The 26,619-nt window shown below is 72.5% G+C and carries 24 protein-coding genes and 2 pseudogenes; 11 read left to right on the top strand and 15 right to left on the bottom strand.

The features are described 5' to 3' along the window. The first annotated feature begins 18 nt into the window (after positions 1-18). Positions 19-642 (top strand): hypothetical protein, encoded by a 624-nt coding sequence (locus ACFYZ8_RS29205; RefSeq protein WP_388538352.1) that lies wholly within the window; start codon positions 19-21, stop codon positions 640-642. A gap of 48 nt (positions 643-690) precedes the next feature. Here the strand turns inward: ACFYZ8_RS29205 and ACFYZ8_RS29210 are convergent, their stop codons facing one another. Continuing rightward, complete coding sequence (locus ACFYZ8_RS29210) at positions 691-2,574, bottom strand: rhamnogalacturonan lyase (protein ID WP_388538350.1); 1,884 nt, start codon at positions 2,572-2,574, stop codon at positions 691-693. A gap of 325 nt (positions 2,575-2,899) precedes the next feature. Between ACFYZ8_RS29210 and ACFYZ8_RS29215 the strand changes: the two are divergent. Further along, positions 2,900-4,531, top strand: a pseudogene (locus tag ACFYZ8_RS29215) (IS200/IS605 family accessory protein TnpB-related protein). Here ACFYZ8_RS29215 and ACFYZ8_RS29220 read toward each other — a convergent pair. The 3 genes from ACFYZ8_RS29220 to ACFYZ8_RS29230 are packed head-to-tail and all read right to left on the bottom strand — an operon-like array spanning position 4,511 to position 5,716. Next, positions 4,511-4,657, bottom strand: coding sequence for a hypothetical protein (locus ACFYZ8_RS29220; RefSeq protein WP_359036029.1), 147 nt, complete (start codon positions 4,655-4,657; stop codon positions 4,511-4,513). The pseudogene ACFYZ8_RS29215 and the gene ACFYZ8_RS29220 overlap by 21 nt on opposite strands. 5 nt (positions 4,658-4,662) lie before the next feature. Next, on the bottom strand, positions 4,663-5,406 hold the full coding sequence (locus tag ACFYZ8_RS29225) for a class I SAM-dependent methyltransferase (RefSeq protein WP_359036031.1): 744 nt from the start codon (positions 5,404-5,406) through the stop codon (positions 4,663-4,665). A gap of 4 nt (positions 5,407-5,410) precedes the next feature. Beyond that, positions 5,411-5,716: a 4a-hydroxytetrahydrobiopterin dehydratase gene (locus ACFYZ8_RS29230; protein WP_359036033.1), complete on the bottom strand. Its 306-nt coding sequence runs from the start codon at positions 5,714-5,716 to the stop codon at positions 5,411-5,413. A 291-nt stretch (positions 5,717-6,007) separates the two neighbouring features. Here ACFYZ8_RS29230 and ACFYZ8_RS29235 point away from each other — a divergent pair, with 291 nt between their 5' ends. The 4 genes from ACFYZ8_RS29235 to narJ all read left to right on the top strand — a co-directional run bounded on the left by ACFYZ8_RS29235 (position 6,008) and on the right by narJ (position 9,279). Continuing rightward, on the top strand, positions 6,008-6,841 hold the full coding sequence (locus ACFYZ8_RS29235; protein ID WP_388538348.1) for a helix-turn-helix domain-containing protein: 834 nt from the start codon (positions 6,008-6,010) through the stop codon (positions 6,839-6,841). A gap of 89 nt (positions 6,842-6,930) precedes the next feature. Continuing rightward, positions 6,931-7,794: a helix-turn-helix transcriptional regulator gene (locus ACFYZ8_RS29240; RefSeq protein WP_359036037.1), complete on the top strand. Its 864-nt coding sequence runs from the start codon at positions 6,931-6,933 to the stop codon at positions 7,792-7,794. A 42-nt stretch (positions 7,795-7,836) separates the two neighbouring features. After that, positions 7,837-8,637, top strand: coding sequence for an SAM-dependent methyltransferase (locus tag ACFYZ8_RS29245; protein ID WP_388538346.1), 801 nt, complete (start codon positions 7,837-7,839; stop codon positions 8,635-8,637). A gap of 174 nt (positions 8,638-8,811) precedes the next feature. Further along, positions 8,812-9,279, top strand: a complete 468-nt coding sequence (narJ, locus tag ACFYZ8_RS29250) for a nitrate reductase molybdenum cofactor assembly chaperone (protein ID WP_388538344.1) — start codon at positions 8,812-8,814, stop codon at positions 9,277-9,279. A gap of 24 nt (positions 9,280-9,303) precedes the next feature. Here the strand turns inward: narJ and dnaK are convergent, their stop codons facing one another. The 7 genes and pseudogenes from dnaK to ACFYZ8_RS29285 all read right to left on the bottom strand — a co-directional run bounded on the left by dnaK (position 9,304) and on the right by ACFYZ8_RS29285 (position 17,742). Next, on the bottom strand, positions 9,304-11,160 hold the full coding sequence (dnaK, locus tag ACFYZ8_RS29255; RefSeq protein ID WP_388538342.1) for a molecular chaperone DnaK: 1,857 nt from the start codon (positions 11,158-11,160) through the stop codon (positions 9,304-9,306). A gap of 60 nt (positions 11,161-11,220) precedes the next feature. After that, positions 11,221-11,979 carry a glycerophosphodiester phosphodiesterase family protein gene (locus ACFYZ8_RS29260; protein ID WP_388538340.1) on the bottom strand — a complete coding sequence of 253 codons (759 nt, stop codon included), beginning with the start codon at positions 11,977-11,979 and terminating at the stop codon, positions 11,221-11,223. 7 nt (positions 11,980-11,986) lie between these two features. Further along, on the bottom strand, positions 11,987-13,330 hold the full coding sequence (locus ACFYZ8_RS29265; protein WP_388538338.1) for a hypothetical protein: 1,344 nt from the start codon (positions 13,328-13,330) through the stop codon (positions 11,987-11,989). 93 nt (positions 13,331-13,423) lie between these two features. Further along, entirely contained in the window at positions 13,424-13,852 is a 429-nt protein-coding gene (locus tag ACFYZ8_RS29270; RefSeq protein ID WP_359036048.1) for an OsmC family peroxiredoxin, read from the bottom strand. A 62-nt stretch (positions 13,853-13,914) separates the two neighbouring features. Continuing rightward, positions 13,915-15,079, bottom strand: a pseudogene (locus tag ACFYZ8_RS29275) (hypothetical protein); the annotation flags it as partial. A 112-nt stretch (positions 15,080-15,191) separates the two neighbouring features. Beyond that, the gene (locus ACFYZ8_RS29280) at positions 15,192-17,243 is read right to left on the bottom strand and encodes a phage holin family protein (protein ID WP_388538396.1); all 2,052 of its coding nucleotides are present in this window, start codon (positions 17,241-17,243) and stop codon (positions 15,192-15,194) included. A gap of 97 nt (positions 17,244-17,340) precedes the next feature. Then, positions 17,341-17,742, bottom strand: coding sequence for a hypothetical protein (locus tag ACFYZ8_RS29285; RefSeq protein WP_359036052.1), 402 nt, complete (start codon positions 17,740-17,742; stop codon positions 17,341-17,343). A gap of 83 nt (positions 17,743-17,825) precedes the next feature. Here ACFYZ8_RS29285 and ACFYZ8_RS29290 point away from each other — a divergent pair, with 83 nt between their 5' ends. Then, positions 17,826-18,599, top strand: coding sequence for an MBL fold metallo-hydrolase (locus ACFYZ8_RS29290; RefSeq protein ID WP_388538336.1), 774 nt, complete (start codon positions 17,826-17,828; stop codon positions 18,597-18,599). Then, positions 18,596-19,210: a VTT domain-containing protein gene (locus ACFYZ8_RS29295; RefSeq protein ID WP_359036056.1), complete on the top strand. Its 615-nt coding sequence runs from the start codon at positions 18,596-18,598 to the stop codon at positions 19,208-19,210. The genes ACFYZ8_RS29290 and ACFYZ8_RS29295 overlap by 4 nt, the downstream gene beginning before the upstream one ends. 64 nt (positions 19,211-19,274) lie before the next feature. On the opposite strand, the gene ACFYZ8_RS29300 is transcribed toward ACFYZ8_RS29295, so the two are convergent. From ACFYZ8_RS29300 to ACFYZ8_RS29315, 4 genes are all read right to left on the bottom strand, one after another. Next, complete coding sequence (locus ACFYZ8_RS29300) at positions 19,275-20,330, bottom strand: MBL fold metallo-hydrolase (RefSeq protein ID WP_388538334.1); 1,056 nt, start codon at positions 20,328-20,330, stop codon at positions 19,275-19,277. Next, positions 20,327-21,571: an aminotransferase class I/II-fold pyridoxal phosphate-dependent enzyme gene (locus ACFYZ8_RS29305; RefSeq protein ID WP_388538332.1), complete on the bottom strand. Its 1,245-nt coding sequence runs from the start codon at positions 21,569-21,571 to the stop codon at positions 20,327-20,329. Before ACFYZ8_RS29305 ends, ACFYZ8_RS29300 begins: the two co-directional genes overlap by 4 nt. A 159-nt stretch (positions 21,572-21,730) precedes the next feature. Then, positions 21,731-22,417 carry a hypothetical protein gene (locus tag ACFYZ8_RS29310; RefSeq protein ID WP_359036062.1) on the bottom strand — a complete coding sequence of 229 codons (687 nt, stop codon included), beginning with the start codon at positions 22,415-22,417 and terminating at the stop codon, positions 21,731-21,733. 208 nt (positions 22,418-22,625) lie between these two features. After that, complete coding sequence (locus ACFYZ8_RS29315; protein ID WP_388538330.1) at positions 22,626-23,420, bottom strand: RNA polymerase sigma factor SigF; 795 nt, start codon at positions 23,418-23,420, stop codon at positions 22,626-22,628. 245 nt (positions 23,421-23,665) lie between these two features. Here ACFYZ8_RS29315 and ACFYZ8_RS29320 point away from each other — a divergent pair, with 245 nt between their 5' ends. From ACFYZ8_RS29320 to ACFYZ8_RS29330, 3 genes are all read left to right on the top strand, one after another. Beyond that, positions 23,666-25,462 (top strand): thiamine pyrophosphate-requiring protein, encoded by a 1,797-nt coding sequence (locus ACFYZ8_RS29320; RefSeq protein ID WP_388538328.1) that lies wholly within the window; start codon positions 23,666-23,668, stop codon positions 25,460-25,462. 256 nt (positions 25,463-25,718) lie between these two features. Continuing rightward, positions 25,719-26,105, top strand: coding sequence for a DUF2795 domain-containing protein (locus ACFYZ8_RS29325; protein ID WP_359036068.1), 387 nt, complete (start codon positions 25,719-25,721; stop codon positions 26,103-26,105). After that, positions 26,102-26,554: a CBS domain-containing protein gene (locus ACFYZ8_RS29330; RefSeq protein WP_359036070.1), complete on the top strand. Its 453-nt coding sequence runs from the start codon at positions 26,102-26,104 to the stop codon at positions 26,552-26,554. Before ACFYZ8_RS29325 ends, ACFYZ8_RS29330 begins: the two co-directional genes overlap by 4 nt. Positions 26,555-26,619: the final 65 nt, after the last annotated feature.

The following is a 26,619-nucleotide window of genomic DNA, read 5'->3' on the forward strand; positions in this document are numbered from 1 at the left end:
AAGACCTCAGGGGGGACCATGTCGTACACCCAGCCGCCACCGCCGCCGCTCTCGCCGCCGCCCGGTTTCGGGCCGCCGCCCATGCCGCCGGCGCCGCGGCCCGGATGGGCGCGCAAGCGGGTGCTCATCCCCGTGGCCGCGGGCATCCTGCTCCTCGGCGTGGGCATCGGAGCCGCCGGCGACGGTGGTGGTGGCGGCGGGAAGAAGGCCGCCGCCGAGCCCGCCCCCACCGTGACGGTCACCGCCACCGCGCGGGTCGACGCCGCGGCGAAGCCCGCGCCGACGGTGACCGTCACCAGGACGGCCACGGCGAAGGCAGCGGCAAAGGCAGAGGCAGACACGGCCGACAACGCCCCCAGCGGCAAGGCGGTGTTCAAGGTGTGGGGCTCCGCGCCCGCGGGGGTCGACATCACCTACGGCAGCGACGGCACCAATCTCCAGGGCAAGGGACTGCCGATGGAGAAGACCCTGACCGTCGACGGGGACGCCCTCTATTACCAGGTGAGCGCCCAGCTCATGGGCGGCGGTGACGTCCAGTGCTCGGTCACCATCGACGGTGAGACGAAGAAGGGCCGGGCCCAGGGCGGCTACAACATCTGCTCGGCGCAGCTCAACAGCGATTTCAGCGGCGGCTTCAGCTAGGCGGCCGGGTGGGTGCGTGCCCCCAACGGCGCACGCACCCACCGGACTTCACGGCGTGTACACCGTCGGCCGAGGTGCCGTCGCCATCCCGTTGCCGATGAAGAAACTCGGGTGCGGAGGCTGGTTGTACGCGGTGTTCTGCCAGGCCAGGCCCGTGCGGTACATCGTGTCGTGGAGCAGGGTCGTGATCTTCGTCGTCGTCTCGTACGGCGTGGAGTAGACGCGCAGCGCCTTGTTGTCCGACGTCGGCCAGACGACCTCCTCGCGCCAGTCGCCGAGGATGTCGCCGGACAGCGACGGGGTCGCCTTGGTGCTGTTGTTGGAGTGGACCGACTCCCCGGTCAGCAGGCGGGTGTCCGACGAGGTGCCGTACTTGTCGATGTGGGTGCCGTCGAGGAGTTCGCGGACGGTGTCACCGTCCCACCAGGACAAGAAGTTGACGGAGGACGGCTCGCGGCCCTTCGTGGCACCGGCCTCGTCGCGGATCGAGGTGTCGGAGGCCGACCAGACCTCGGCACCGTCGTTGCCCGCCCAGATGTCCCCGGCGACTCCGCGGCCGTTGTCGCAGCACGCGGCCAGTTTCCAGTTCACCGTGCCGTTGGCCGGGTTGATGTACAGCTCCGCCGGCTGGGAGGTGGACTCCGAGACCTTGAAGTACTCGAGACCCGCGTGGGAGGGGTCGAGGTCGCCGAGGTGCTGGGCGTCGCCGTGGCCGGTCTTGGTGGTCCACAGCCCATTGCCGTTGTCGTCGACCGCCATCGCCCCGTAGACGATCTCGTCCTTGCCGTCGTTGTCGACGTCCCCGACGGACAGACTGTGCGAGCCCTGACCGTCGTAGCCCTTGCCGCTGTTGGTCGAGGAGCTGGTGTCGAAGGTCCAGCGGCGGGTGAAGGCGCCGCCCCGCCAGTCCCAGGCCGCGATCACCGTACGGGTGTAGTAGCCGCGCGCCATGATCAGCGACGGCCTGGCGCCGTCCAGGTACGCCGTTCCCGCGAGGAAGCGGTCCACGCGGTTGCCGTACGAGTCGCCCCACGACGACACCGTGCCGCGTGCCGGGACGTAGTCGACGCTCTGCATCGCCTTGCCCGTCTGGCCGTTGAACATGGTCAGGTACTCGGGACCGGCCAGCACGTATCCGCTGGAGTTGCGGTGGTCGGCCGACGCGCTGCCGATCACCGCGCCCGTCCCGTCGACCGTGCCGTCCGCCGTCTTCATGGCGACCTCGGCCTTGCCGTCGCCGTCGTAGTCGTACGCCTGGAACTGCGTGTAGTGCGCGCCGGAGCGGATGTTGCGGCCCAGGTCGATGCGCCAGAGGCGGGTGCCGTCGAGCTTGACGCCGTCGAGGATCGTGTTGCCGGTGTAGCCGGACTGGGAGTTGTCCTTGGCGTTGGTCGGCTGCCACTTGAGGACGAAGTCCAGGGCCCCGTCGCCGTCGAGGTCGGCCACGGAGGCGTCGTTGGCCTCGTAGGTGTAGGCGACACCGTCGGGGGTGGTGCCGCCGGCCGGCGGGCTGATCGGCACGTCCTTGTAGCCGCTGCGGAGTTGGACCGCGTGGACCGAGTCGGCCTGCTCGACGCCGCCGACGATCGCGCGGACCGTGTAGTCGGCCTCGGCGGGCGCGCCGGAGTGGAAGTAGTTCGTGGAGCCGGTGACCGGGGTCGGGTTGACCTTCGTGCCGGCGCGGTAGACGTTGAAGGACACGTCGTTCGGATCGGTGCCGAGCCAGCGCCAGCTGACCAGGTTGCCGCTGCTGGTGTGCACGCTGACGACACCCCGGTCGAGCTTCTCGACCTGGCGGGCGGTGGCGGCTTCGGCCGTGCCGGGCGACAGGGCGGTCAGACCGGCGGCCAGGAGGGCCGCGGCGGCGGTCGTCGCCGCGAGGAGGACTCGGCGTCTGCGGTGCGGATGCGGGTGCGGGTGCGGGTGCTGCACGGGTGAACCTCCGTAGCAGTGGGGGGCGGACGGGTTCTGCCCCCTCAGTCGCCGCACGGGGAAGCCGGGTTGCCGTATCTTTCGGCCAGTTCGGCGGCGGTTCGCGCCATCCGGGCGCGCAGCTCGGGGGGTTGGGAACTGCTGAGGTTTGACTGAGTACGAGTGTGTTCTGGCGTGTGTGGGTGAGCACGGAGGGTGTCGGCGGAGGTCTGGGGCGTTGCCCCGGGAGGGGAATCAGGGTTCGCCCATCGAATGTGTGACCTTTGCGGGTGGGGCTCGTTGGGTGTGATGAGCGGGTTGTCGAGGGGCCGTATGGGGGTGCGGGGTGGGCGGGTTGCGGGAGGTTGTGGCGTCGTTCGTCGTTCCCGGTCCCTCGGGGGTGGCGGTCCGTACCCGGCTCAAGGAGCTGACGCCCGCCGATGAGAAGGTCCTCGCGCTGGTCGGTGCGCACCTCGGGTCCCTCGCCTCCCGGGATCTGAAGGTGCGGTGCGTGCAGGGGCTGGAGCATTCCGCGGAGAAGTGGGCGGCGCGTAAGCGGGATCTGACGGCGGTGTCGTCGTCCCGGTGGGCGGGGTCGCTCACCAAGGCCACGCACGATCAGTGGGCGCTGGCCCGGCGTGGCCAGCTCGCGCACCTCCAGTCTCTGGAGGCGGGGATCCGTACGATCGCGCACCGGCTGTCGCTGCCACTCGGCGTCAAGGGCTCGAAGAACACGCCGGGCGGTTACCGCAGCAGGCGGGAGTGGCATGCCAAGTCCCGCCGTCTGCGAGTCCTGGAGGACCGGCTGGAGCGTGCGCGGGCCGACTGGGAGGCCGGGATCGTGCACGTCGTGCGGGGCGGGAAACGGCTGGCCCGCATCCGCCATCACCTGTCTGACGCGCGGCTGACCGAGGACCAGTGGCGTCGGCTCTGGGAGGCGGAGCGCTGGTTTGTGCAGGCGGATGGCGAGTCCGGCAAGCGGTACGGCAACGAGACGATCCGTATCAGCCCGGAGGGTGAGGTCAGCATCAAGCTCCCGGCCCCGCTGCGGGAGTTGGCGAATGCCCCGCACGGCCGGTACGTGCTCGCTGCGCGGGTCGGTTTCCCGCACCGCAGGCAGGAGTGGGCGGACCGGGTGGCGGCCAACCGGGCGGTCGCCTACCGCATCCACCTCGATGTGGAACGCGGCCGCTGGTATGTGACCGCCGCCTGGCAGATCCCGGTCTCCCCGGCGGTACCACTGCAGGCCGCGCTCGCGGACGGTGTGATCGGCGTCGACATGAACGCCGATCACCTCGCCGCGTGGCGCCTCGATGCCCACGGCAACCCGACCGGCAGCCCCCGCCGATTCGCTTTCGATCTCACCGGCACCGCCGAGCACCGTGACGCCCAGGTCCGCCACGCCCTCACCCGGCTGCTGCACTGGGCCCAAACCTGCGGCGTGAAGGCCATCGCGGTCGAAGACCTGGACTTCACCGCGGACAAAACGCGCGAGAAACACGGCCGCAAGCGCCGCTTCCGGCAGCTGATCTCCGGCATGCCCACCGGCAGGCTCCGCGCCCGGCTGACCTCGATGGCCGACCAGACCGGCATCACGATCATCGCCGTGGACCCCGCATACACCAGCCGGTGGGGCGCACAGCACTGGCAAAAGCCCCTCACCGGCACCACACGCAAGACGACCCGCCACGAGGCTGCCGCCGTGGCGATCGGACGGCGCGCCCAGGGACACCCGATCCGGCGACGGACGGCACCGCCCCCTCACGACCGGAGTGATCGTGCGGGGCATCGGACCGTCCAGGCCGAGCGGCGTGCCCCTGGGCGTGAGGGACCCCGCCCTCCCGTTCCCGGACCACGCACCAAATGCGTGCCGCCGGACCGCGGAGCGAACGCGGGCGACCAGAACGCCCAACACCGTTCGGGACGTTCGGCTGAGCATGAATCCTGGCAACAGGACTCACTCCCGCTCAGTCTCTAGGAACGGTTCCAGCACCTCGATCCCGGTGCCCAGGCGCAGGAACTCGCCATGGGCGTGCTCGACGGACTCGATGGGGACCCTGGCGAGGGTCCAAGGCGGGGCGAGCCGGGTGACCAACCGGACCATGGACTTCAGCCGGCCTTCCGGAACGCACGGACGCTGAACACCGGGTCCGGGCGCGGGAGTTCCTGGTCGGGCAGGGCCTCCAGACGGGCGGCGAAGCGTTCCGTGAGCGGGGCTCCGGGCGGCAGCAGGGTGAACCAGCCGCGCCGCAGGTCGGCGGCCGTGCGCCGGGGACTGCGGCCCTGCCCCCGGCCCGGGAAGCGGGCCTGCCCGGCCGGATGCAGGAGGTGGGCGGCGGCGTACGACTCGACGAGCGGTGCCGCGTCCGGAGCGGGGCGGCGCGGGCGCGGGACGAGCACGGCGTCGATGTCGCTGCCCACGTCGTGGGCGGCCGCCTTGTCGACGGTCGTGACGTACACCCCGCCCGGTCGCAGGACCCTGGCGCACTCGGCGACCACGGCCCGGACGTCCTCGGGCCGGTCGAGGAGGTGCAGCAGCCACACGCTGGTGACGGCGTCGAACACGCCGTCGGGGAACGGCAGCGCGCGGCTGTCCGCGAGTACCACCGCGCCGGGCAGCCGTACGGCGGCCACGCGGGCCATGCCGTACGTCAGGTCGGCGCCCGTCACCCGGGTCGCGGGCCGGGCGGCGGCGAGCCTGCGGGTGACGATGCCGGTGCCGCACGCCACGTCGAGGAGGCGCCTGGCGTCCGCGGGGATCAGACCGAGTACGGCGTCGGCGGCCGCGGCGGCCCTGGGCTCACCGCCGCGGGTGGCGTCGTAGGCGTCGGCCTCCTTGTCGTAGTCGAGCACGGGCTCACTGGGCCCCGTGACCGGCGGCGAGCGCCTCCACCCGCCGTGCGAGCTCGAAGTCCTTCTCGGTGAGGGCGCCGCCCGCGCTGTGCGTGTGCACGGACAGCGCGACCGTGTTGTAGCCGAGGGTGAGGTCGGAGTGGTGGTCGAGCTCCTCCTGGACCTGGGCGATGTGCACGACCATCGCGGTCGCGGCGAAGTGGGTGCCGAGGCGGTACGAGCGGGTGAGGCGGCCGTCGTCGACGGACCAGCCCGGCAGTTCCGCGAGCCGGTCCTCGATCTCCTTCTGCGACAGGGGTTCGACGGGCATGACCTGGCTCCTTCCTGGGGTCGCATTCTTGTCCAGGCTGCCACAGGACAGCCGCTGTGGCCCTGGTCGGAGGGCTCCCTCCGGGTCACAGGCGAAATGCCGCGGGGGCTGCCCTCGGCATGGGCGGCATGGTCGGGGCGGTCCGGGGAGAAGAGCTCGACCGGGGAACCGAGGGCGTCACCCGGCGCGCCTCCCTCCAGCCGACAGCCCCGCACCCTGGCGCGGTACACGGCCGCGCTCTGCGTCGTCCACGGCCCGTTCACGCGCCGCTCCTCGGCTACGGTCGTACGCATGACCACTGTCCACTCCGCCCCTGCCACCCCGCCCAGCCAGGGCGTCGGCCCGCTCCTGCGTGCCTGGCGGGAGCAACGGCGGGTCAGTCAGCTGGAGTTGGCGCTGCGGGCGGACTCCAGTGCCCGGCACATCAGCTTCGTCGAGACGGGTCGCTCCCGCCCGAGCGAGGAGATGGTGCTGCGGCTCGCCGAGCATCTGGAGGTGCCGGTGCGCGAGCGCAACGCACTGCTGCTCGCGGCCGGTTACGCCCCGCGCTTCCCGGAGACCCCGCTGGACGATCCCGCGCTGGACGCCGTACGTGAGGGGATCGAGCGGCTGATCCAGGGCTACGAGCCCTACCCCGCCCTGGTGTTCGACGCCTCGTACCACGTCGTGGCCGCGAACCGGGGGATCATGATGCTCCTCGACGGCATCCCGGAGTCCCTGCTCCGGCCCCCGCTCAACACGATGCGGCTCACCCTGCACCCCGAGGGCCTTGCCCCGCGCATCCGCAATCTGCGGGAGTGGCGCGGTCATCTGCTGGAACAGATGCGGCGGCAGATCGCCCTGCGCCGGTCGGAGCGGCTGCGGGAGCTGTACGAGGAGGTCGCGGCCTATCCGGTGCCGGGCCCGGAAGAGTCCGACGCGTCCGACGACGGCCGGCCGGCCGGGCCCGTGCCCTACTTCGCACTGCCGATGCGGATCGAGCACGAGGGGCGGACCCTGTCATTCGTCTCGTCCACGTCCACCTTCAACACCCCCATGGACGTGACCGTCGCCGAGCTGGCCATCGAGACGTTCCTCCCGGCCGACCCGGCGACGGTCAAGTACCTTCACTCACTGCTGCCCTGACGGGAGGAGGGAACCGGTCGCGACCGGTGAGGCCGGCGCGGGAACATGGCACACTGCACGCAAGCTTCGACGCGTAGGGGAGGCGTGGCGTGAGTGAGCGGCGACCTGCGCCGACCGTGGGCCAGGTGGTGCTCGGCAGACGGCTTCAGGAACTGCGGGAGGCGGCCGGCCTCAAGCGCGAGGAGGCCGCACAGGTACTGCGGGTGGCCCCCGCGACCGTACGGCGGATGGAGATGGCCGAGGTCGCCCTGAAGATCCCGTATGTCCAGGTGCTCCTGGAGACGTACGGAGTCCCCGACGACCACGCCGAGGCCTTCGTGCAGCTGGCCGAGGAGGCGAACAAGCCGGGCTGGTGGCAGCGGTTCCACGATGTGCTGCCCGAGTGGTTCAGCCTGTACGTGAGCCTGGAGGGCGCGGCCGGGATCATCCGCTCCTACGAGCCGCACTTCGTGCCCGGTCTGCTGCAGACCGAGGACTACGCGCGTGCCGTCATGGAGGCCGGCACGATCGGCCAGGCGGGTTCCGAGTCGCTGGAGCGGCACGTGTCGCTGCGCATGGCCCGGCAGAAGCTTCTCGAGCGCCCGAACCCGCCCCACCTGTGGGCGATCATGGACGAGACGGTGCTGCGCCGCCCGGTCAGCATCCGCCCCGAGGTGATGCGCGAACAGCTGGACAAGCTGCTGGAGTTCGCCGAGCGCGACCGGATCACGCTCCAGGTGTGCGAGTTCGCGCAGGGCCCGCACCCGGGGACGTACGCGCCCTTCTCGCTGTTCCGTTTCACCGAGCCGGAGCTGCCCGACCTGGTCTTCACCGAGTACCTGACCGGTGCGCTGTACCTCGACTCCCGCCAGGAGGTCGCCACGCACCTGGAGGTCCTGGACCACATGTCGGCGCGGGCCGCGTCGGCCGAGCGCACGAAGAAACTGCTGCGGGAGCGCCGTGAGGACTTCTGAGCGGCCTCACGCCATCCGACGCGACAAGGGAGAAGACTCCGCATGACCGGATCCGACGCCGCGGCCCCCGCCGTCGACACCAGCCGGCCGCACCCGGCCCGGGTGTACGACTGGTGGCTGGGCGGCAAGGACAACTACCCGGTGGACGAGGAACTGGCACGCCGGATCCTCGCCGTGGACGGCACGGTGGTGCGCGGGGCGCGTGCCAACCGGCGCTTCATGCACCGCGCGGTGCGGACGGCGGCGGAGGCCGGCATCCGCCAGTTCCTCGACATCGGCACCGGCATCCCCACCGAGCCCAACCTGCACCAGGTGGCGCAGGGGGTCGCCCCGGAGTCGAAGGTCGTGTACGCGGACAACGACCCGATCGTCCTCAGGCACGCGCAGGCCCTCCTGCGCAGCACGCCCGAGGGCGCCACGAACTACGTCCACGCCGACGTCCGCGACCCGGACACCATCCTGCGGCAGGCCGCCGAGACCCTGGACTTCGCGCAGCCGATCGCGCTGTCCCTGGTGGCGCTCACCCACTACCTCAGCGACGAGGCGTACGGCCTGCTCAAGCGGTACGTCGACGAGCTCGCCCCCGGCAGCTTCGTGATCCTCTCGCAGGTCACGCCCGATCTGAGCCCCGAGGCCATCGAGAAGGCCGCGGAGCAGTTCCGCCGCAGCGGCACCCCCTTCCATCCGCGTTCGCTCGCCGAGTTCTCCCGCTTCTTCGAGGGCCTGGAGCTGCTCGGCCCCGGGGTGATCCCGGTGTCGGGCTGGCGTCCGGGCCCGGAGGACGTGGCGGCGCAGGCGGAGGGCATCGTGCCGGTGTACTCGGGGGTCGCGCGCAAGGTCTGACCCGTACGGGTGCCGTGAACGGGTGCGCTCCCCGGCCCCGCCCTAGGTTCGAACCGAGCCGCGGGTCGGCGGAGGGAGCGCACATGACCGGCACCCGAACAGCGCGGAGGAGGCCGGCGCGGCCCTTCCCCGTGCTGGGCGGCGGCAGACCACTCACGACGCGCAGGAGGTGTGATGCCCTCGGACGCAGTGCTGTACCAGGCGGCGGCGCTCTGCCTGACGTATCCCGACGAAGACTTCCGGGCCCGGCTGCCGCTGCTGCGGGAGGCGGCCCCGCAGCTGCGGGAATTCGTCGACCACGCGGCGGTGACGCCCGCGCAGCAGCTGGCGGCGCACTACCTGCGGGTCTTCGACGTCACGAACCGGCACAGTCTGCATCTGAGCCGGTGGCAGGACGGGGACACCCGGCAGCGCGGGATGTCCCTGGTCCGCTTCCAGGAGGTCTACCGGGCCGCCGGTCTGGAGCTCACCGGCGAGGAGCCGCCCGACTTCCTCCCTGCCGTGTTGGAGCTCGCGGCCCGTACCGGGGACCTCGGCCTGCTCACCGGGCACCGCGACGGTCTGGAGCACCTGCGCTCCCGGCTCACCGACCTCGGCACGCCGTACGCGACGGTCCTGGACGCCGTGTGCGCCACGCTGTGAGAGGGAGGCCGGGCTGACGAGGCGTCAGGCGGCCCCGCCCTTCTGGTCCTTCTCGTCGTCCACGATCTCCGCGTCCACCACGCCCTCCTCCTGCGACGGTGCGGCGGGTTCGTCCTGCGAGGGCTGCTGCTGGGCCTGGGCGTACATCGCCTGGCCCATCTTCTGGCTGACGGAGGCGAGTTGCTCGACGCCGCCCCGAAGGGTGTTCGTGTCGGCGTCCTCCTCCAGGAGCCGCTTCAGGTCCGCGACCGCCGACTCGACCTCCGTCTTCGTCTCGGCGGGTACCTTGTCGTCGTTCTCGCGCACGAACTTCTCGGTCTGGTAGACGAGTTGCTCGGCCTGGTTGCGGGTCTCGGCGGCCTCGCGGCGGTTGCGGTCCTCCTCCGCGTACTGCTCGGCCTCGCGCATCATGCGGTCGATGTCGTCCTTGGGCAGCGCAGAGCCGCCGGTCACGGTCATCTTCTGTTCGCGCCCGGTCGCGAGGTCCTTCGCCGACACGTGCATGATCCCGTTGGCGTCGATGTCGAACGCGACCTCGATCTGGGGGACGCCCCGGGGCGCCGGTGGGAGCCCGGTGAGGTCGAAGACGCCGAGTTTCTTGTTGTACGCGGCGATCTCCCGCTCCCCCTGGTAGACCTGGATGCCCACCGAGGGCTGGTTGTCGGTGGCCGTCGTGAAGATCTCCGAACGGCGGGTGGGGATCGTGGTGTTGCGTTCGATGAGCTTGGTCATGATGCCGCCCTTGGTCTCGATCCCCAGGGACAGCGGCGTCACGTCGAGCAGCAGGACGTCCTTCACGTCGCCGCGGATGACACCCGCCTGGAGCGCCGCGCCGACCGCCACGACCTCGTCGGGGTTGACCCCCTTGTGCGGGTCCTTGCCCGTGAGCTCCTTGACCAGGTCGGTCACCGCGGGCATCCGTGTCGAGCCGCCGACGAGGATCACGTGGTCGACCGCGGAAAGCTTGACGTTGGCGTCCTTGACCGCCTGGTGGAAGGGCGTCTTGCAGCGGTCGAGCAGATCGGCGGTGAGCTCCTGGAACTGCGCGCGGGTCAGCTTCTCGTCCAGGTGCAGGGGCCCCTCGGCGGAGGCGGTGATGTAGGGCAGGTTGATCGTGGTCTCGGAGGACGACGACAGCTCGATCTTCGCCTTCTCGGCCCCTTCCCGCAGCCGCTGCAGCGCCATCTTGTCGTTGCCGAGGTCGACGCCGTACTGCCCCTTGAAGCGTTTGACCAGGTGCTCCACGATCCGGTGGTCCCAGTCGTCGCCGCCCAGATGCGTGTCGCCGTTGGTCGCCTTGACCTCGATGACCCCGTCGCCGATCTCCAGCAGGGACACGTCGAAGGTGCCGCCGCCGAGGTCGAAGACCAGGACCGTCTGCTCCTCGCCCCGGTCCAGGCCGTACGCCAGCGCCGCCGCGGTGGGCTCGTTGATGATCCTCAGCACCTTGAGGCCGGCGATCTCCCCGGCCTCCTTGGTGGCCTGCCGCTGGGTGTCGTCGAAGTAGGCGGGCACCGTGATCACGGCGTCGGTGACGTCCTCGCCGAGGTAGGACTCGGCGTCCCGCTTCAGCTTCTGCAGGACCCGCGCCGACAGCTCCTGCGCCCGGTAGCGGGTGCCGTCGATGTCGCCCTGGTCCGGGAAGCGCCAGCTCCCGTCACCCATGTGCCGTTTCACGGAGCGCGCGGTGCGCTCGACGTTGGTCACGGCCTGCCGCTTGGCGACCTCGCCCACCAGGACCTCGCCGTTCTTGGCGAAGGCCACGACCGACGGTGTGGTCCTGGCCCCCTCCGCGTTGGCGACAACCGTGGGTTCACCGCCCTCCAGTACGGCCACCACCGAGTTCGTGGTACCGAGATCGATCCCGACCGCACGTCCCATCGCTGTTCCCTTCCGCCAGGGAGCGTCCCGACTCCAGCACAAAACTTGAGTGCTTTCTTGTCAATGGGACGGGTACCCCGAGGAACGCTCTTCGCTCGGCTCCGCCCGCAGCGCCACGGCCCGCCGCGGCCGGTCGGTGATCAGGACGTCGACCCGGGGGTGGCCGAGAAAGGTCCGCATCAGGGTGTCGTCGTTGACCGTCCAGACCATGGTGAACAGGTCGTGCCGGACCGCCTCGCGCAGCACGTTGGCCCGGGCCAGCCGCTGGTGCACGGCCACCCCGCTCGCGCCGCAGGCGCGCACCCGGCGCATCGGCAGGAGCTCGCTCAGCCGGACGCCGGCCAGCCGGGAGCGGGCGATCTCCTTGCCGTCCCGCCCCAGCGACAGGGCCGTGCGCACCCGCGGGAAGGCCCGCGCGATGGCGGCGACGGAACGGTCCTCCAAGGTGGTGGCGACGAAGCCGTCCGCGCCGAGCAGGGCGACCGCCCGGTCGATGAGCTCGCGCTCGTAGCCGCTCTCCTTGAGGTCCAGGTGCCCGACCAGCTTGCCCGAGATCAGGGCCATGACCTCGTCGACCACGGGCACGGCGTACCCGGCCCGCTCGCTGAGCTCGGCGTGGGTGATCTCTCCCAGAAGGGGACCGGTACGTCCCGCCCGGGGGTCGTGGTGGACGACGAAGACCCCGTCGGCGGTACGCCGGATGTCGAACTCGACGTACTCCGCGCCGGACCGGATGGCGTCCTCGTAGGCCTCCCAGGTCGCGGCGCCGGCACGCTCGGACCCGCCCCGGTGGGCGGAGACGGCGGGACGTCGTGGCATACGGCTCTCAGCTCCCGGACGGCGGGCGCTGGGCGGGGACCGGGACGGGCGTGGTCAGCAGGGGGCCGGAGCGTCTGCCGGTGCGGATGATCCGGACGTATCCGATCGCGGCGAGCACCAGGAAGGGAACCCAGGCCAGGAGGTACGCCGGGAGGTAGTGCGCGTCGAAGACGGAGCGGTGGGGATTGACGGTGGTGGCGTTGACGCCGAAGAACGCGAGGAGCAGCGTCGGCGGCAGGGCGATCAGGGTGGCGATCGCGACCAGCACGGACACCGTACGGTCCCGGCGGTCGTCGCGCTCCGAGAGCTCGGCGTCCAGGGCGGCCGAGCGGGCACTGATCACCGAGGTCAGCCGCTCCACCATGCGGGCCGAGTTGTCCAGGCTGTCGCGGATGCCGAACGCGTCGCGCAGGGAGGACTGGAAGGCCTCCATGACCATCTCCGGGATCAGCAGGCTGTCGACGTACGCCTCCACCCCGAAGGCCAGGTCCAGCTGGAGCTCGTTGACCCCCGCGGACAGCTGTGAGATCAGCGAGCGGATCTCGTACGGCGAGCTCGCCGAGGCCTGCTCGTTCGCCCGCATCGTCGCGAACGCGGCCAGCCGGGTGCGCTGGAGGACGGCGAGCGCGGAGACCATGCCGATGGCGACCAGGGCAAGGCCGTTCTCCACCTGTTCGGCCCAGCCGACGTGCACGGACACACCGCGGCCGTGCGCGGAGAGCGCGGTGCCGTGGCTTTTCAGGTTGGGCGCCTCCGACGTGGCCGTCCGGCCGCGGTAGACGATCTCGTTCAGCACGACCGACTGCCGGGCCGTGTCGACACCGAGCAGCTCCTCGCGCAACTCCCCGCCGGGGAAGACGAGTTGGTGGACGTTCTGACCGAAGGCGAGGGGCTCCACAAGAGCGAGCCGCTGTCCCAGCGCGTCGAGCAGCGGGCGGCCGCCGAGCGTGATCAGGTCGCGGTCGAAGCAGGTGTCGGCGAGCCACGCGGCCAGCGCGCCCGGGGCTGTCCGCCCGGCGAACTCGCAGTCCAGGACCAGAGTGATGTCGCCGCGCGGAGTGGCGAGGACGGCGAACTCGGCCGAGGCCAGGGCGAGTCCGCGGTCGCCGTGGGGCAGACGCAGCACCCCGGGCGCCACGTCCTCCACGAGCACCGGCACGGGAAGCACCGCCTCGCTGGACTTCAGGTGCAGGGCGAAGCGGCCGAAGTCGAAGCGGTCGACGAGGCTGCCGAGCGAGGGCTCTCGCGGGGCCAGGCTGCCGCTGAGGCTGAACAGCACCAGGGCGCGGGTGCGTTGACGGGTGCCGGAGTCGAGTTCCGCCGTACCGCTGGACGTTGTTCCCGAGATCATCGCGTCCCTTCCGCCGCCCCGGACTTTCTCCACGAGCCCGGCTGCGCGCAGACCGCCCCGGACAAGCGGCCTGCGCGCCCCGGTGCCCCGGGTTCAGGCGAGCTTCGCGTCCAGCGTGATCGGGACGGACTTCAGGGCCTGGCTGACGGGGCAGTTGGCCTTGGCGTCGTCCGCGGCGGCGGCGAAGCCCTCCTCGTCGAGGCCCGGCACGGTGCCCTCGACGGTGAGGTGGATGCCCGTGATGCCCTCGCCCGGCTGGAAGGTGACGTCGGCCGAGGTGGTGAGCTTGGTGGGCGGGGTGCCCGCGCCGTTCAGGGCGTGCGAGAGCGCCATGGAGAAGCAGCTGGAGTGCGCGGCGGCGATCAGCTCCTCGGGGCTGGTCTTGCCGTTGGCGTCCTGGGAGCGCGAGGCCCACGTGACCGGCTGTGCCGCGATGGCACCGGAGGAGTCGAAGTTGACGACACCGCTCCCCTCGAGGAGGCTGCCTTCCCAGACGGTGTGTGCGGAGCGCGTGGTAGCCACGATCAGTCCTTTCGTATGGTCCCGCTTACGGGGGTGCGGGATCCATTCGATCACTCTACGACTCAGCTCACGCGGAAGACGGGCCCTCGTGCGGTGAACGGCAGTCCGGCGCCCTGGGGGGATCAGATAGGCGTGCTCGCGCGGCACCCACAGCACATCGCACCAGCCGTCGGTGATGACCAGCACGGGCGCGCTCGCGGGGAAGTCGTCGGCGCGGTGCAGGAGATCGATGCCGGGCTGCAGGACGGTGCCGCCGCGGCCGTGCATCCGGACCCGCTCGGCGATCTCGGTCACGGGGAGATAGCCCGCGTCGTGCGGGGCGGCGTCGCAGAACACGACCCGGGCGGCCGGTACGTCCCGGGCCCCGGTGTAGGAGGCGATCGCGCCGAGGGCCTTGCCGAGCAGGGTGCGGCTCATCGAGCCGGAGGTGTCCAGGACCACGCCGAAGGTGCACCGGGCGGTCTCCTCGGGCGGGAAGCAGCGGCCGGCGCGCGGGATGCCGGGGGTGGAGGACTGGCGGCGCGAGGGACGGGCGTAGGACCTGACGGGCTGCGGGCTGGGCACGAACTCGTCGAACCAGCGGGCCAGTCGCGCGTCCCAGGGCAGCGGTGGGTGGCTGAGCGCGCGGATCTCCTCGACCAGGCCGCCGGGCAGGAACCCGCGCTCCTGCCGCTGGTGCAGGTCCAGGCCCTGGGCGAGGCCCCGGCGGTAGAACTCGTCGAGGTCGACGTGGTCGCGGGGCGAGCCGAGCGGGCCGCCCAGGATGTCGCCGGCGCCCTTGCCGCGGAGGGTGGCCAGACGGCGCATGCGGCGCAGGTCGCCCGCGATGCGGTCGTAGACCTCCTCGGAGGACAGGCCGGTGAGCTCGGGGTCGTGGAGCAGGCCCTCGGGCATGGTGCCGACCTGCATCTCGTTCAGCCAGCCGTTGATGACGTAGTCGCAGGCGATGCTGAAGAGGTAGGGGTCGCGGGTGCCGCAGCGGCCGCCGTGGCGCAGGGCGGCGCGCAGCATCTCGTGGGCGAGGATGAACCGCCATTCCTCGTCGTCGAAGCGGCGCAGCGGGTCGACGTAGATCTCGGCGGCCTCGGTGTCGACGGCGGCGATCGCGATGCCGTGGGCGCGGGCGAGTTCGGCGTCGGCGACCAGGGTGATGCCGGCCGCGATGCCGCCGAGCAGCGGGAAGGAGGAGACGAACCAGCTCAGGGCCCGCTGCCAGGGCTGCTGCCGGGGCAGCTCGAATTTCTCAGGGGGCCTGGACCCACCAGGGGCGCGGGGCTGTATCGATATGCGGCTCCGCCGCGTGGGCCCGACAAGCCCCCACCGGCCCGCGGACAAACAACTACGCGGCCTTCTCCTCGGCCTTCTCCAACGGCACTTGAGGACCCCCCGCCTCATCGAGCCACCCCCGCAGCACATCGTGAACCCGCTCCGCCCCCACCAGCCCTTCCGGCGGCGCGGACAACGCCAGCGGCGACAACAGGAACGGCTTCCCCTGCGCGCCCCCCAGCCCCCCGTGCGACCCGATCTGCTCCTCGAACGCCAGCACCTCCCCCTCCGCGGGGTCGTACCACGAGTTGACCATGATGTCGGCGGCGTGCGGAAAGGAGTGCGTACGCCGTACCGCCTCCACCGCGCCGGGCCCGAAGTCGGCCAACGGCCCCGGATTCTCGTCCAGTTGCTCCAGCGGGATCTCCGTGCCGAACGGCCCGAGGACCACCCCGCCGTGCTCCTCGCTGCGCACCAGGAGGAACCCGATCCCGGGATGGTTGGCGAGCGTGGTCAGCAGCGCCGGATGCCGCGCGTCGATCTCCTCCTTGCTCATCCGGTGGTCCACATCGGGGAAGGACACCAGTCCGAGATTCCCCGAGGCCAGCACGATCGGTTCGGAGTCACGCGCGGGCCGGTACTGCTCGCGCGCCTCCTTGCCCGGCCGGCGCAGCGCCGCGCGGACGGCGGCGCGGGCCTCGGCCCCGCTGTGGGTGCGCTCGGCCTTGCGCGGCACGGGCAGCCCGCAGCCGGCCCGGACCAGGTCGCCGAGGGTGAGCCCGTAGCGGGTGCGGAAGGTCTCGCCCGGGCTCTGGCCGTGGTCGGAGAGGACGACGATCCGGTAGGGGCGCGGGGCGTGCTCGGCGACGTTCCCGATCAGCGCGAGGGAGCGGTCCAGGCGCTCCAGGACCTTCGCGGCGTCGCGGCTCGTCGGCCCGGAGTGGTGGGCGACCTCGTCGTAGGCCACGAGGTCGGCGTAGACGGCCGTACGGCCGGCGAGCATGTCGCCCATGACGGCGGCGACCACGACGTCCCGCTCGACGACGGTCGCGAAGGCGCGGACGAGGGGGTACAGGCCGCCGCGGCCCACCCGTGGGCGCTCCTTGCGGGCCCGGGCGCGGATCGACTGGCCGATCTCGCGGCCGACCTCGGCGGCGAACGAGAGGGCGGTGCGCACGGCGTTGGCGGGGTCGGAGAAGTAGGCGAAGTAGCCCGCCCGGGAGCGGTTCTCGCGGCTGCGGCGGCGGGTGGCGATGGACAGGACGAGCGCCTGCTCCTCGGCGCCGCCGGAGAACAGGTTGCCGCGGCTCGCGCCGTCGACGGCGAGGAGTCCGCCGTGCCCCGCCTGTTCCACGGCCCTGCGCTGGAGTTCGACGGCGCTGGTCGGGCGGTTGCAGACCATCACCTCGCCGCGGTCCTTCTCGTACCAGCGGAAGGCGGGGACGTCGTGGTTGCTGCCGTGCAGGATGCCGAGCTGGCTGGCGCCGGTCTGGCTGGACCAGTCGGTGCGCCAGTGGGTGAGCCGGTGGGTGGGGCGGACGCCGCGGCCGGGGGTCTCGCTGTGACCGATCCAGCGGGCGATCGTGGGCATCAGGCCCTTGCCGACCGCGGCCAGCAAGATGTCGTGGCCGACGCCGTCGAGCTGGAGGAAGACGGTGCCGGGGGTGGCGGGGCCGACGGGGCCGCGTCTGCGGCGGCGGTCGGCGAGACGGTACAGGCGGCGCCGGTAGGCGTCGTCGTCGCGGACCGCGAGGGCACCGCCGGTGGCGGAGGCGACCGCGGACATGACGGCGGCGACCACGACCGCGGTCTCGGGGGCGGCGTCGCCGCGCTCGGCGGGGTTGAGGCGCAGGGCGAGCAGCAGCAGCGCCCCGTTGAGGAAGAAGACGAGGAGGCCGAGCACCAGTGTCGGCACGAGCAGGAACAGCCGGACGAGCAACGGCCACACGACGGCCGACAGCACACCGAAGGCGCCGGCGCCGAACGCGGCCGTGACCGCGATCCGGGTCGCGCTGTCACCGGTCGGGGACTGGAGCCGGAAGTCCGGCAGGATGCCGGCGAGCACCAGCATGGTCAGGGTCGAGACGACCCATACCGTGACGCTCCGCCCGACCTGACTGGCCACCCGCCGCCAACGCGCCGCACCCACGCCCCGTACACCTCACGTCCCGGCCCGTCGTCGGTGCGGGCGCTGGGACCAGCGTGTCATACGGGTCGGACAGTCAGCGTCCGTCGTATCCCGCGGTCGGCATCGAGAGCCTGCGGTGCACGCTGGCCTTCATCTGGGCGTCGTAGAGGGGCTCCGCGAAGCCGACCGTCTCGACGCGTACCCCGCGGCGGGCGCATTCGGCGGTGAACTCCTCCACGGAGGACAGGGCGCTCTCCAGGACCCGGCGGCTGGGGGCGACGAACAGGTCCCGGCCCGCCCGCACCCCGTCCCACAGCACGCAGTGGTCGGCGCGCAGGCCTCGCACCAGCAGTTCGCGCCGCACGGTGTACCCCCGCTCCGCGGCCCAGCGCGCGCACATCGCGTGCTGGCTGCGGGAGTCCACCAGAAAGGGATCGGCGTCCAGTTCCTCGAGCGGCGTCAGACTCGCGATCGCCGTGACACGGACCGCTCCCATGGTGTCCCCCTCACCTCCGGGTTTCGCCGCCGACCATACTCCAGCCCGTAGGCTTCGGGGAGTCGCGCGAAGGAGGCAAAGAGGTGCCGGTGGAGATCACCTGGTGGGGTCACGCCACCTGTACGGTCACGGATTCGGACGTACGTGTGCTCACCGACCCTCTGTTCACCCGCCGGCTCGCGCATCTGCGCCGGCGCCGCGGGGCGGTGCCCCCGCCCGAGGCCTGGCGGGCGGACGTGGTCCTGGTCTCCCATCTGCACGCCGATCACCTGCATGTTCCCTCGTTGGCGCGGCTGGAGCCGGGCACGCGCCTGCTCGTGCCCCGGGGCGCACCACGCCAGGTGCCGGGGCTGCGCCGGCTCACCCATCTGCGGGTGGAGGAGGTGGCGCCCGGTGACGAGCGGCGCGTCGGCGACCTGCTGATACGCGTGGTGCCCGCATGGCACGACGGGCGGCGGCTGCCGCTCGGGCCGCACCGCTCCCCCGCGCTCGGTTACGTCGTCGAGGGCTCGGCCCGGACGTACTTCGCCGGGGACACCGGGCTGTTCGACGACATGGCCAAGGAGGTCGGGCCTGTCGACGTGGCGCTGCTGCCGGTCGGCGGCTGGGGGCCGTATCTCGGGGAGGGGCACCTCGACGCGGGGCGGGCGGCCGAGGCGCTGGCCCGGCTGGGGCCGCGCAGTGCGGTTCCGGTGCACTACGGGACGTACTGGCCGATCGGGATGGACGCGGTGCGGCCGCACGAATTCCACGCTCCGGGCGCGGAGTTCGTGCGGCTGGCGGCCCAGTTCGCGCCCGGCGTGGACGTGCACCGGCTGGAGCACGGGGAGAGTGTGCGGCTGGAGGTCGCGCGGTGACATGGCTCGCGGCCGCCACCACGGGGGCGACACCCGGTGCCGCCGGGCAGGCGATCGGGTATCCGACGCTGTTCCTGCTGGTGTTCCTGGGGGCGTTGGTGCCCGTGATACCCACGGGGGCGCTGGTGAGTTCGGCGGCCGTGGTGGCCTTTCACCAGACCGCGCCCCTCTCCCTGCTGTACGTGTTCGTCACGGCCTCCCTCGCCGCGTTCCTCGGGGACATCGCCCTGTACTGGCTGGGGCGGCGCGGGATGAAGTCGAAGAACGGGTCGCGGTGGCTGGAGGCGCTGCGGTCCAGGGCGCCGGAGGAGCGGCTCTCCCAGGCGCAGGGGAAGCTGGCCGACCACGGGGTGGCCGTCCTCGTGCTGTCCCGGCTGGTGCCGGCGGGGCGGATCCCGGTGATGCTGGCCTGCCTCATGGCCGAGTGGCCGCTGCGGCGGTTCGTGCGGGGGAACCTGCCGGCCTGTCTGGCGTGGGCCGTGACGTACCAGCTGATCGGGATCCTGGGCGGGTCGCTGTTCAAGGAGCCCTGGGAGGGTGTGCTGGCGGCGGTCGCGCTGACCCTGGCGATCAGCGCGGCGCCGACGGTCTGGAAGCGGGTCCGCTCCTGAACGGCATGCGCTCCTGAGCGGTATGCGCTCCTGAGCGGTATGCGCTCCTGAGCGGTATGCGCTCCTAGGGGCTCTCCAGCACCCGTGACCCCCCGACCGGCAGGTCCCACAGGTCCTCGCGTGCCAGGCCCGCCTGCTCCCACGCCTGCCTGACCCTCGTCAACGGCTCCAGGACCGGTTCGGCCGACAGCACGAAGGTCGCCCAGTGCATCGGCGCCATCCGCCTCGCGCCCAGGTCCTGGGCCGCCCGCACCGCCTCCTCCGGGTCGCAGTGGACGTCGCTGAGCCACCAGCGGGGGTCGTAGGCGCCGATGGGCAGGAGGGCGAGGTCGATGCCGGGGTAGCGCCGGCCGATACGGGAGAACCAGTGGCCGTAGCCCGTGTCGCCCGCGAAGTAGACGCGCTGCCCGTCCTGCGCGGTGAGGACCCAGCCGCCCCACAGGGTGCGGCAGGTGTCCGTGAGGGAGCGCTTGGACCAGTGGTGGGCGGGGACGAAGTCGAAGCGGACGCCGTCCAGTTCGGCTGCCTCCCACCAGTCGAGTTCGGTCACCGCGGTGAAGCGGCGGCGGTGGAACCAGCGGGCCAGGCCGGCCGGGACGAAGACCGGGGTGTCGCGCGGCAGGCGGCGCAGGGTCGGGGCGTCCAGGTGGTCGTAGTGGTTGTGGCTGATGACGACCGCGTCGACGCGCGGCAGGGCGTCCCAGTCGATGCCGACCGGGGTGATGCGGGCCGGGGTGCCGAGGATGCGGCGGGACCAGACGGGGTCGGTGAGGACCGTCAGGCCGCCGATCCGGACCACCCAACTGGCGTGTCCCGCCCAGGAGACGGCGACCGTGCGGGCGTCGACGGCGGGGAGCGGGGCGGGCGCGTAGGGCAGCTTCGGGATGTCGGCGAGGCCCTCGGGTCCCGGCCGTACGGCGCCCTCGCGGGCGAACCGGGCCATGGACTTCAGGCCGGGCAGCGGGGCGGTGAGGCGGTCGTGGAAGGACTTCGGCCACACTCTGCGCTCCCCGAGCGGGCGGGGTTCGGCGAGCGGCGGGGACGGCGGCGCGAAGGAGGAGGGGGCCAAGGGCTCGTCGGCCACTCGCATGCTCGTGGTCGACTCGGACTGCTGCGTCATCGAGGAGGCTCCCATCGCTGAGCGTCGTCGCGGAGGTCGTCGAAGACCGACTCCAGGGTGTTCAACGCGCGTTGCACCTGTGGCAGTTCCAACGGCGCGGGTGAGGTGAGGCATTCCGCACGCTCCTCGTCCGAGCCGCCGAGCAGGGGCCCGGTGGACAGCCGTACGCGCAGCGCGCCGAGGTCGTCGCCGAAGCGGTGGCCGCCGGGGGCGGGCATGCCGAGCCGGGCGGTGAGGAAGTCCTCCAGGTCCTGCGCGTCGCCGACGCCCCGCGCGGTGAGCGCGGGGCGCAGCGGGCCGAGGTCGACGTAGAGGTGGCGTCCGGCCCGTGGGGGCCGGCTGAGGGCGCCCGCCCCGACGACGGCGGAGTGCGCGGCGCCGGCCACGCGCGCGTGGAGGCGTCCTGCGGCGGTGCGGCGGGCGGTGACGGGTTCGGGCTCGGTGAGGGCGTGCGCGGCGGCCGCGGCGACGGGGGCGGCGACGCGGGCGCCCAGGGCGGTCAGGATGTCCAGCACACGGGCGCGCAGCCCGTCGCCGCCGCCGTTCGCCGGGAAGCGGGCGAAGGCGGCCGGCCAGCCGGCCGGGAGCAGGCTGCCGGCCAGGTCGGTGACGACGGTGACCCGGTCGGGCAGCATCTCGGCGGGGCTGAGCCAGACGGTCTCGTGCGGGGCGTGCACGGTGTCGCGCCAGGTCTCGTCGCTGACCAGCTGCAGGCCCTCGGCCGCGGCGGCCTCGACGGTCTCGTGCAGCACCTCGGGCGGGGCGACAGTGGCGGTGGGGTCGTCGGCGACGGACAGCACCAGCAGCCGCGGGTCGCCGCCCTCGGCGCGCACCCGGCGCACGGTCTCCAGGAGGGCGTACGGGTCCGGGACGCCGCCGCACTCGGCCGGTGTCGCCACGTGGAAGACGGGTCTGCCCAGCAGGCGCGCGTACGGCGCCCACCAGGCGGCGCACGGGCGGGGCACGAGGACGTCGCCGCCGAGCGCGGCGGTCAGTGCGAGCAGCAGGGCGGGTGCGCCGGGGGCGGCGGCCACGTGGTCGGGTTCGGCGGGCAGTCCGCGCCGGGCCGCGTAGCCGCAGGCGGCCTCCAGGAGCGGGGTGCCGCCGCCGACCGGTTCGGCGCGGGGCCGGGCGGCCGCGGCGGCGAGGACGGCGGTGAGGTCGGGCAGGACGGGCAGCCCGTCGTCGGGCAGTGGCGGGCCGTAGCGGACGGGGCCGTGGCCCTCCGGGTCGGTCCGCATGCTCACCTCCGCAATCCGCTCTCCGGTGGGCTCGTCCGGTCCGCCGTCTCGTTCGTTCGCGCCTGGCGCGCGCTCCTCGCGCTCCGAGTACCCACGGGACGGTCTGCCCATGGGCGCCCGCGCGGGTTGCGCCTGTCACACGGACGTGAGGTTTCGTTCTCAGACGTCGGTGGCGTCGGAGGCGGGAGCCTTGCGGCGCAGCCGGTACACGGCGCCCGCGGCGGCGCCCGCGATCAGCAGACCGCCGGTGACCAGGGCGGGCACGGAGTCGGTGAAGGAGCCGCCCTGACCGGCGCGGACGGGGTTCTGGACGGCCGCGGTGCCGCAGCTCTCGGTGCGTGGCTCGGTCCCCGGCGCGATGCCGGGCTCGGTGTGCGACGCGGTGCACGGGCGGTGGCCGGCGTCGGTGGCGGTGCCGCGGGTGACGGTGAAGGTGGCGCTCCAGGCGCTGCCGGGTGCGCGGTCGGAGGTCGGGCAGGTGCCGTCGACGGTCCACGCGGAGTCCGGTCCGACACCGCCGGCCCCGTCCTGGAGCTCCTGGTCGGCGGCGATGCGGGCGGTGCCGCTGTAGGCGGGGCCCGTGACCTGGTCGTCGTTGCCGGGGACCAGTTGCAGGTGGACGGTCTCCGACTCGAAGGCCTCCGAGGTGGCGTCGAGGGTGGCGGGCGGTGTGCCGGTGCCCGGGTCGCAGGAGACGGACACGGTGACGCTGCCGCCCGGCTGGACGCTGCTGGGGCTGACCTCCGCGGCCGGTTCCGCGAAGGCGCTCGGCGCGGCCACGCCCAGGGTGATCCCGAGTGCGGGCAGGACGACGGACAGGGCCCGGAGACGGGCGGTGCGGCGCATGGGGTGGACTCCTTCGGCCGACGGCTGCGGGGCCCGTCGTCGGGGTAGGGGTCACGACGGCCGGGCCGGGGGCACGACGGTCGCACCCACGGCCATCACAGCCCGGCCCTCCCCGTCCCGCGCGCGGCCGGAGGCCATTGGCGGGACGGGGAGGGCCGAGTGGGTGACGCCCGGGCGCCGAAGGGAGCGCTGATCCGAAGCGGTCCGGTCACGCGGCGTCGCGCATGATCTGCTCGCGCAGCCGTCCGCAGCAGCGGTTGATCAGCCGGGACACGTGCATCTGGGAGATGCCCAGCTGCTCGGCGATCCGGCTCTGCGTCATGTCGCCGAAGAAGCGCATGTAGAGGATGGCGCGCTCCCGTTCGGGCAGGGCGGCCAGCCGGGGCCTGACGGACTCGCGGTCGACGACCGTGTCCAGTGCGGGGTCGGCCGAGCCGAGGGCGTCGGCTAGCGAGTAGCCGTCCTCGCTGCCGGGCAGTTCGGCGTCGAGGGAGAGGGCGGTGAAGCTCTCCAGGGCCTCCAGGCCGACCCGGACGTCCTCCTCGCTCATGTCCGCGTGCCGGGCGATCTCGGCGACGGTGGGCCTGCGTCCCGGGATGGTCTGGGCGAGGTCCTGGGAGGCGAAACGGACCCGGTTGCGCAGGTCCTGGACGCGGCGCGGCACGTGCAGGGTCCACATGTGGTCGCGGAAGTGCCGCTTGATCTCGCCGGTGATGGTGGGGACGGCGTAGCTCTCGAAGGCGTTGCCGCGTTCGAGGTCGTAGCGGTCGACGGCCTTGACCAGGCCGAGGGCGGCGACCTGGCGCAGGTCGTCGAGGTTCTCGCCGCGGCTGCGGAAGCGTCCGGCGAGGCGGTCGGCCATGGGCAGCCAGGCCTCGACGACCTGTCCGCGCAGGGTGTCGCGCTCGGGGCCCGGGGGCAGTGCGGCGAGCCTGCGGAAGGCTTCGGCGGTGTCGGGGGCGTCGTCGTGCGGGTGGTGCTTCGCGCTCACTGGAGTGGGCATGTGCGTCGCAGCTCCCTAGATCGTGCTCTGGGTCGGACGATCGGCGGGGGGAAGCGCGTCCACGTGCGGACGGGCGGGGCCGTGGCGGCCGATCGCCGCTCCCACGGACGTGCCTCCGGTCCGAAGCACTGTGGGTGCGCCTGCCCCCGGCCCTCCGCGCCAAACACCGGGGCAGGTTTTCCGTCGGCCCGCAGGGTGACTCGTAAGGCTGCTGCCTGTGCCAACCATGTCCGGGAGGTCAGCCCATGAGCACCAAGGTGTCCGATCACATCCTCGAGCGGCTGCGCGAATGGGGTGTGGACCATGTCTTCGGCTATCCGGGAGACGGCATCAACGGCCTGCTGGCGGCCTGGGGCCGGGCCGACAACCAGCCGCGGTTCGTGCAGTCCCGGCACGAGGAGATGTCCGCGTTCGAGGCGGTCGGTTACGCCAAGTTCAGCGGCCGTATCGGGGTGTGCGCGGCGACCTCGGGACCCGGCGCGATCCACCTGCTCAACGGGCTGTACGACGCCAAGCTGGACCATGTGCCGGTGCTGGCGATCGTCGGCCAGACGCACCGCACCGCGATGGGCGGGTCGTACCAGCAGGAGGTGGACCTGCACACCCTGTTCAAGGACGTCGCCTCGGAGTTCGTGGAGACGGTGACGGTCCCCGAGCAGCTGCCGAACGTCCTGGACCGGGCGATCCGCACCGCGTACGCCCGCCGCTGCCCGACCGCGATCATCATCCCGGGCGACGTCCAGGAGCTCGACTACGCGGCGCCCACGCACGAGTTCAAGATGGTGCCGTCCAGCCTGGACCGCAGCGCCTGGACCGCGGTGCCGTCACAGGAGTCGCTGGAGCGGGCCGCGGAGATCCTCAACTCCGGTGCGAAGCCCGCGATCCTGATCGGCCAGGGCGCGGCAGGCGCCCGCCCCGAGGTGGAGCGGATCGCCGAGCTGCTCGGCGCGGGCGTCGCCAAGGCACTGCTCGGCAAGGACGCGCTGAGCGACGAACTCCCGTACGTCACCGGCTCGATCGGCCTGCTGGGCACGCGCCCGTCGTACGAACTCATGCGGGACTGCGACACCCTGCTGACCATCGGCTCGTCGTTCCCGTACACGCAGTTCCTGCCGGAGTTCGGCAAGGCGCGGGGCGTGCAGATCGACATCGACCCGCACATGGTCGGGATGCGCTATCCCTACGAGGTGAATCTCGTCGGCGACGCGAAGGCGACGCTCCAGCGGCTGATCCCGATGCTGGACGTGGAGCGTGACGGGCGCGAGTGGTTCGACACGGTGTGCGGCAACGTCACGCGCTGGCGCGAGGTGATGGAGCGGCGGGCGCAGCAGTCCGCCGATCCGATCAACCCGGAGTACGTGGCCCACGTCCTGGACCCGCTGCTGCCGGACAACGCGATCGTCACCTCGGACTCCGGGTCCACCGCCAACTGGTACGCCCGGCACCTGACCATGCGGCCCGGCATGCGCTCGTCGCTGTCCGGGACGCTGGCGACGATGGGCCCCGGCGTGCCGTACGCCATCGGCGCGAAGTTCGCGCATCCGGACCGGCCGGCGATCGCGCTGGTCGGGGACGGGGCGATGCAGATGAACGGCCTGGCCGAGCTGATCACCGTGGCCAAGTACCGGGAGCTGTGGGAGGATCCGCGGCTGATCGTCGCCATCTGGAACAACCACGACCTCAACCAGGTCACCTGGGAGATGCGGGCCATGGAGGGCGCTCCGTCGTTCCTGCCCTCGCAGCAGCTTCCGGACGTGCAGTACGCCGCGTTCGCCCGCTCCCTCGGTCTGACCGGGATCCGGGTGGAGAAGCCGGAGGACGTGGAGGCCGCGTGGCGGGCCGCTCTTCAGGCGGACGGGCCCACCGTCCTGGAGTTCCTCACCGACCCCGCCGTACCGCCGATCCCGCCGCACGCCACCTGGGAGCAGATGGAGGCCACGGCCGCCTCGGTCCTCAAGGGAGACCCCGACGCGGCGTCCATGGTGAAGCAGGGCTTCAAGGCGAAGGTGCAGGAGTTCCTGCCGGGGCGGGAGAAGAAGTGACCGCGGGGAGGGCGGCCGGTTCGCGCCGGTCGCCCTTGGGCTCCGGCAGCATCAGTTCCTCGTACCGGCCCAGCGCGAGGACGACGCCGAGCATGAGGATCGGTATGAGCGCGGCGAGGACGACCATCGCCTTGTCCTTCCCAAGGGAGGTGCGCGGGGGGTTCGGACCGGGTCTCCCCGCTTCCGTCCGGCAAACCCTGTGTCGGCCTCCGGTGCACGGGTACGCGGTGCGGACCCCGAAGATCTGGAGGGAAGCATGCAGCGAGGCAGCGACCGGCTGAGCCGCCACCGCGACGACGAGATGAAGCACGAACTCCAGGGTCTGCTCCGCTCCGGGCATCCCACCCGGAGCGAGGAGTGGAACGACCCGGAGCCGACCGCCGACGACGATCCGCAGGTCTGGGGCGGGCCCGTGACGCCGGGCAGCGCCGGGGCGTCACTGGAGACCGTCCGGCTGGAGCTGGCCCGCGTCCTGGGCCGCAGCTCGTTCCCCGCCACTCCCGTCGAGCTGGTGCGGGCGCTGCGCCGTGAGAACGCCCCCGACGCCCTGGCCGAGGCCGTGGAGGAACTGCCGGGCGAGGAGAGCTACGCCAACGTCCAGGAGCTCGCGCTGGCGCTGACCGGGACGGAGGACGCCCCATGAGGGCGGAGCTGGTGAGGGACGTGATGACACCCGGTGTGGTGGCCGTCCGCCCGGACGCCTCGCTGGTGGAGGCGGCGCGGCTGATGCGCGCGCAGGACATCGGCGATGTCGTGGTCGCCGACGGTCAGCGCGTGGTGGGGCTGCTCACCGACCGGGACATCACGATCCGGGCCGTCGCCGACGGGGCCGATCCGCTGACGGTGAGCGCGCAGTCGGTGTGCACGCCGGATCCGCTGACGGTCGCCCCCGGCGACCCGGTGACGCAGGCGGTCGCGCTGATGAGGGCCCACGCCGTACGGCGGCTGCCGGTCGTCGAGGACGGCCTGCCCGTCGGCATGGTGAGCCTCGGAGACATCGCCGAGGGCCGGGACCCGGGTTCGGCGCTCGCCGACATCAGCCGCGCGGACCCCGACCCGGAGCCCGCAACCGACGGACGGGACCTCATATGAGCCGGGTCGGCGCCCGGGCCGCCGAGACCGCCGCCGCGGGGACCACCGTGGACGTGGACGTCTGC

It is taken from the genome of Streptomyces sp. NPDC001668 (genome assembly GCF_042893155.1).
Classification (GTDB): domain Bacteria; phylum Actinomycetota; class Actinomycetes; order Streptomycetales; family Streptomycetaceae; genus Streptomyces.

What these genes read in the sequence shown, in the direction of transcription:
- ACFYZ8_RS29265 (WP_388538338.1), bottom strand. Translation starts at nt 13,330, where the DNA reads ATGATCTCGGGAACAACGTCCAGCGGTACGGCGGAACTCGACTCCGGC.
- ACFYZ8_RS29230 (WP_359036033.1), bottom strand. Translation starts at nt 5,716, where the DNA reads ATGCCCGTCGAACCCCTGTCGCAGAAGGAGATCGAGGACCGGCTCGCG.
- ACFYZ8_RS29305 (WP_388538332.1), bottom strand. Translation starts at nt 21,571, where the DNA reads ATGCGGACCGACCCGGAGGGCCACGGCCCCGTCCGCTACGGCCCGCCA.
- ACFYZ8_RS29310 (WP_359036062.1), bottom strand. Translation starts at nt 22,417, where the DNA reads ATGCGCCGCACCGCCCGTCTCCGGGCCCTGTCCGTCGTCCTGCCCGCA.
- ACFYZ8_RS29260 (WP_388538340.1), bottom strand. Translation starts at nt 11,979, where the DNA reads ATGCCACGACGTCCCGCCGTCTCCGCCCACCGGGGCGGGTCCGAGCGT.
- ACFYZ8_RS29325 (WP_359036068.1), top strand. Translation starts at nt 25,719, where the DNA reads ATGCAGCGAGGCAGCGACCGGCTGAGCCGCCACCGCGACGACGAGATG.
- ACFYZ8_RS29220 (WP_359036029.1), bottom strand. Translation starts at nt 4,657, where the DNA reads ATGGTCCGGTTGGTCACCCGGCTCGCCCCGCCTTGGACCCTCGCCAGG.
- ACFYZ8_RS29285 (WP_359036052.1), bottom strand. Translation starts at nt 17,742, where the DNA reads ATGGGAGCGGTCCGTGTCACGGCGATCGCGAGTCTGACGCCGCTCGAG.
- ACFYZ8_RS29315 (WP_388538330.1), bottom strand. Translation starts at nt 23,420, where the DNA reads ATGCCCACTCCAGTGAGCGCGAAGCACCACCCGCACGACGACGCCCCC.
- ACFYZ8_RS29330 (WP_359036070.1), top strand. Translation starts at nt 26,102, where the DNA reads ATGAGGGCGGAGCTGGTGAGGGACGTGATGACACCCGGTGTGGTGGCC.
- narJ (WP_388538344.1), top strand. Translation starts at nt 8,812, where the DNA reads ATGCCCTCGGACGCAGTGCTGTACCAGGCGGCGGCGCTCTGCCTGACG.
- ACFYZ8_RS29320 (WP_388538328.1), top strand. Translation starts at nt 23,666, where the DNA reads ATGAGCACCAAGGTGTCCGATCACATCCTCGAGCGGCTGCGCGAATGG.
- dnaK (WP_388538342.1), bottom strand. Translation starts at nt 11,160, where the DNA reads ATGGGACGTGCGGTCGGGATCGATCTCGGTACCACGAACTCGGTGGTG.
- ACFYZ8_RS29245 (WP_388538346.1), top strand. Translation starts at nt 7,837, where the DNA reads ATGACCGGATCCGACGCCGCGGCCCCCGCCGTCGACACCAGCCGGCCG.
- ACFYZ8_RS29235 (WP_388538348.1), top strand. Translation starts at nt 6,008, where the DNA reads ATGACCACTGTCCACTCCGCCCCTGCCACCCCGCCCAGCCAGGGCGTC.
- ACFYZ8_RS29300 (WP_388538334.1), bottom strand. Translation starts at nt 20,330, where the DNA reads ATGACGCAGCAGTCCGAGTCGACCACGAGCATGCGAGTGGCCGACGAG.
- ACFYZ8_RS29205 (WP_388538352.1), top strand. Translation starts at nt 19, where the DNA reads ATGTCGTACACCCAGCCGCCACCGCCGCCGCTCTCGCCGCCGCCCGGT.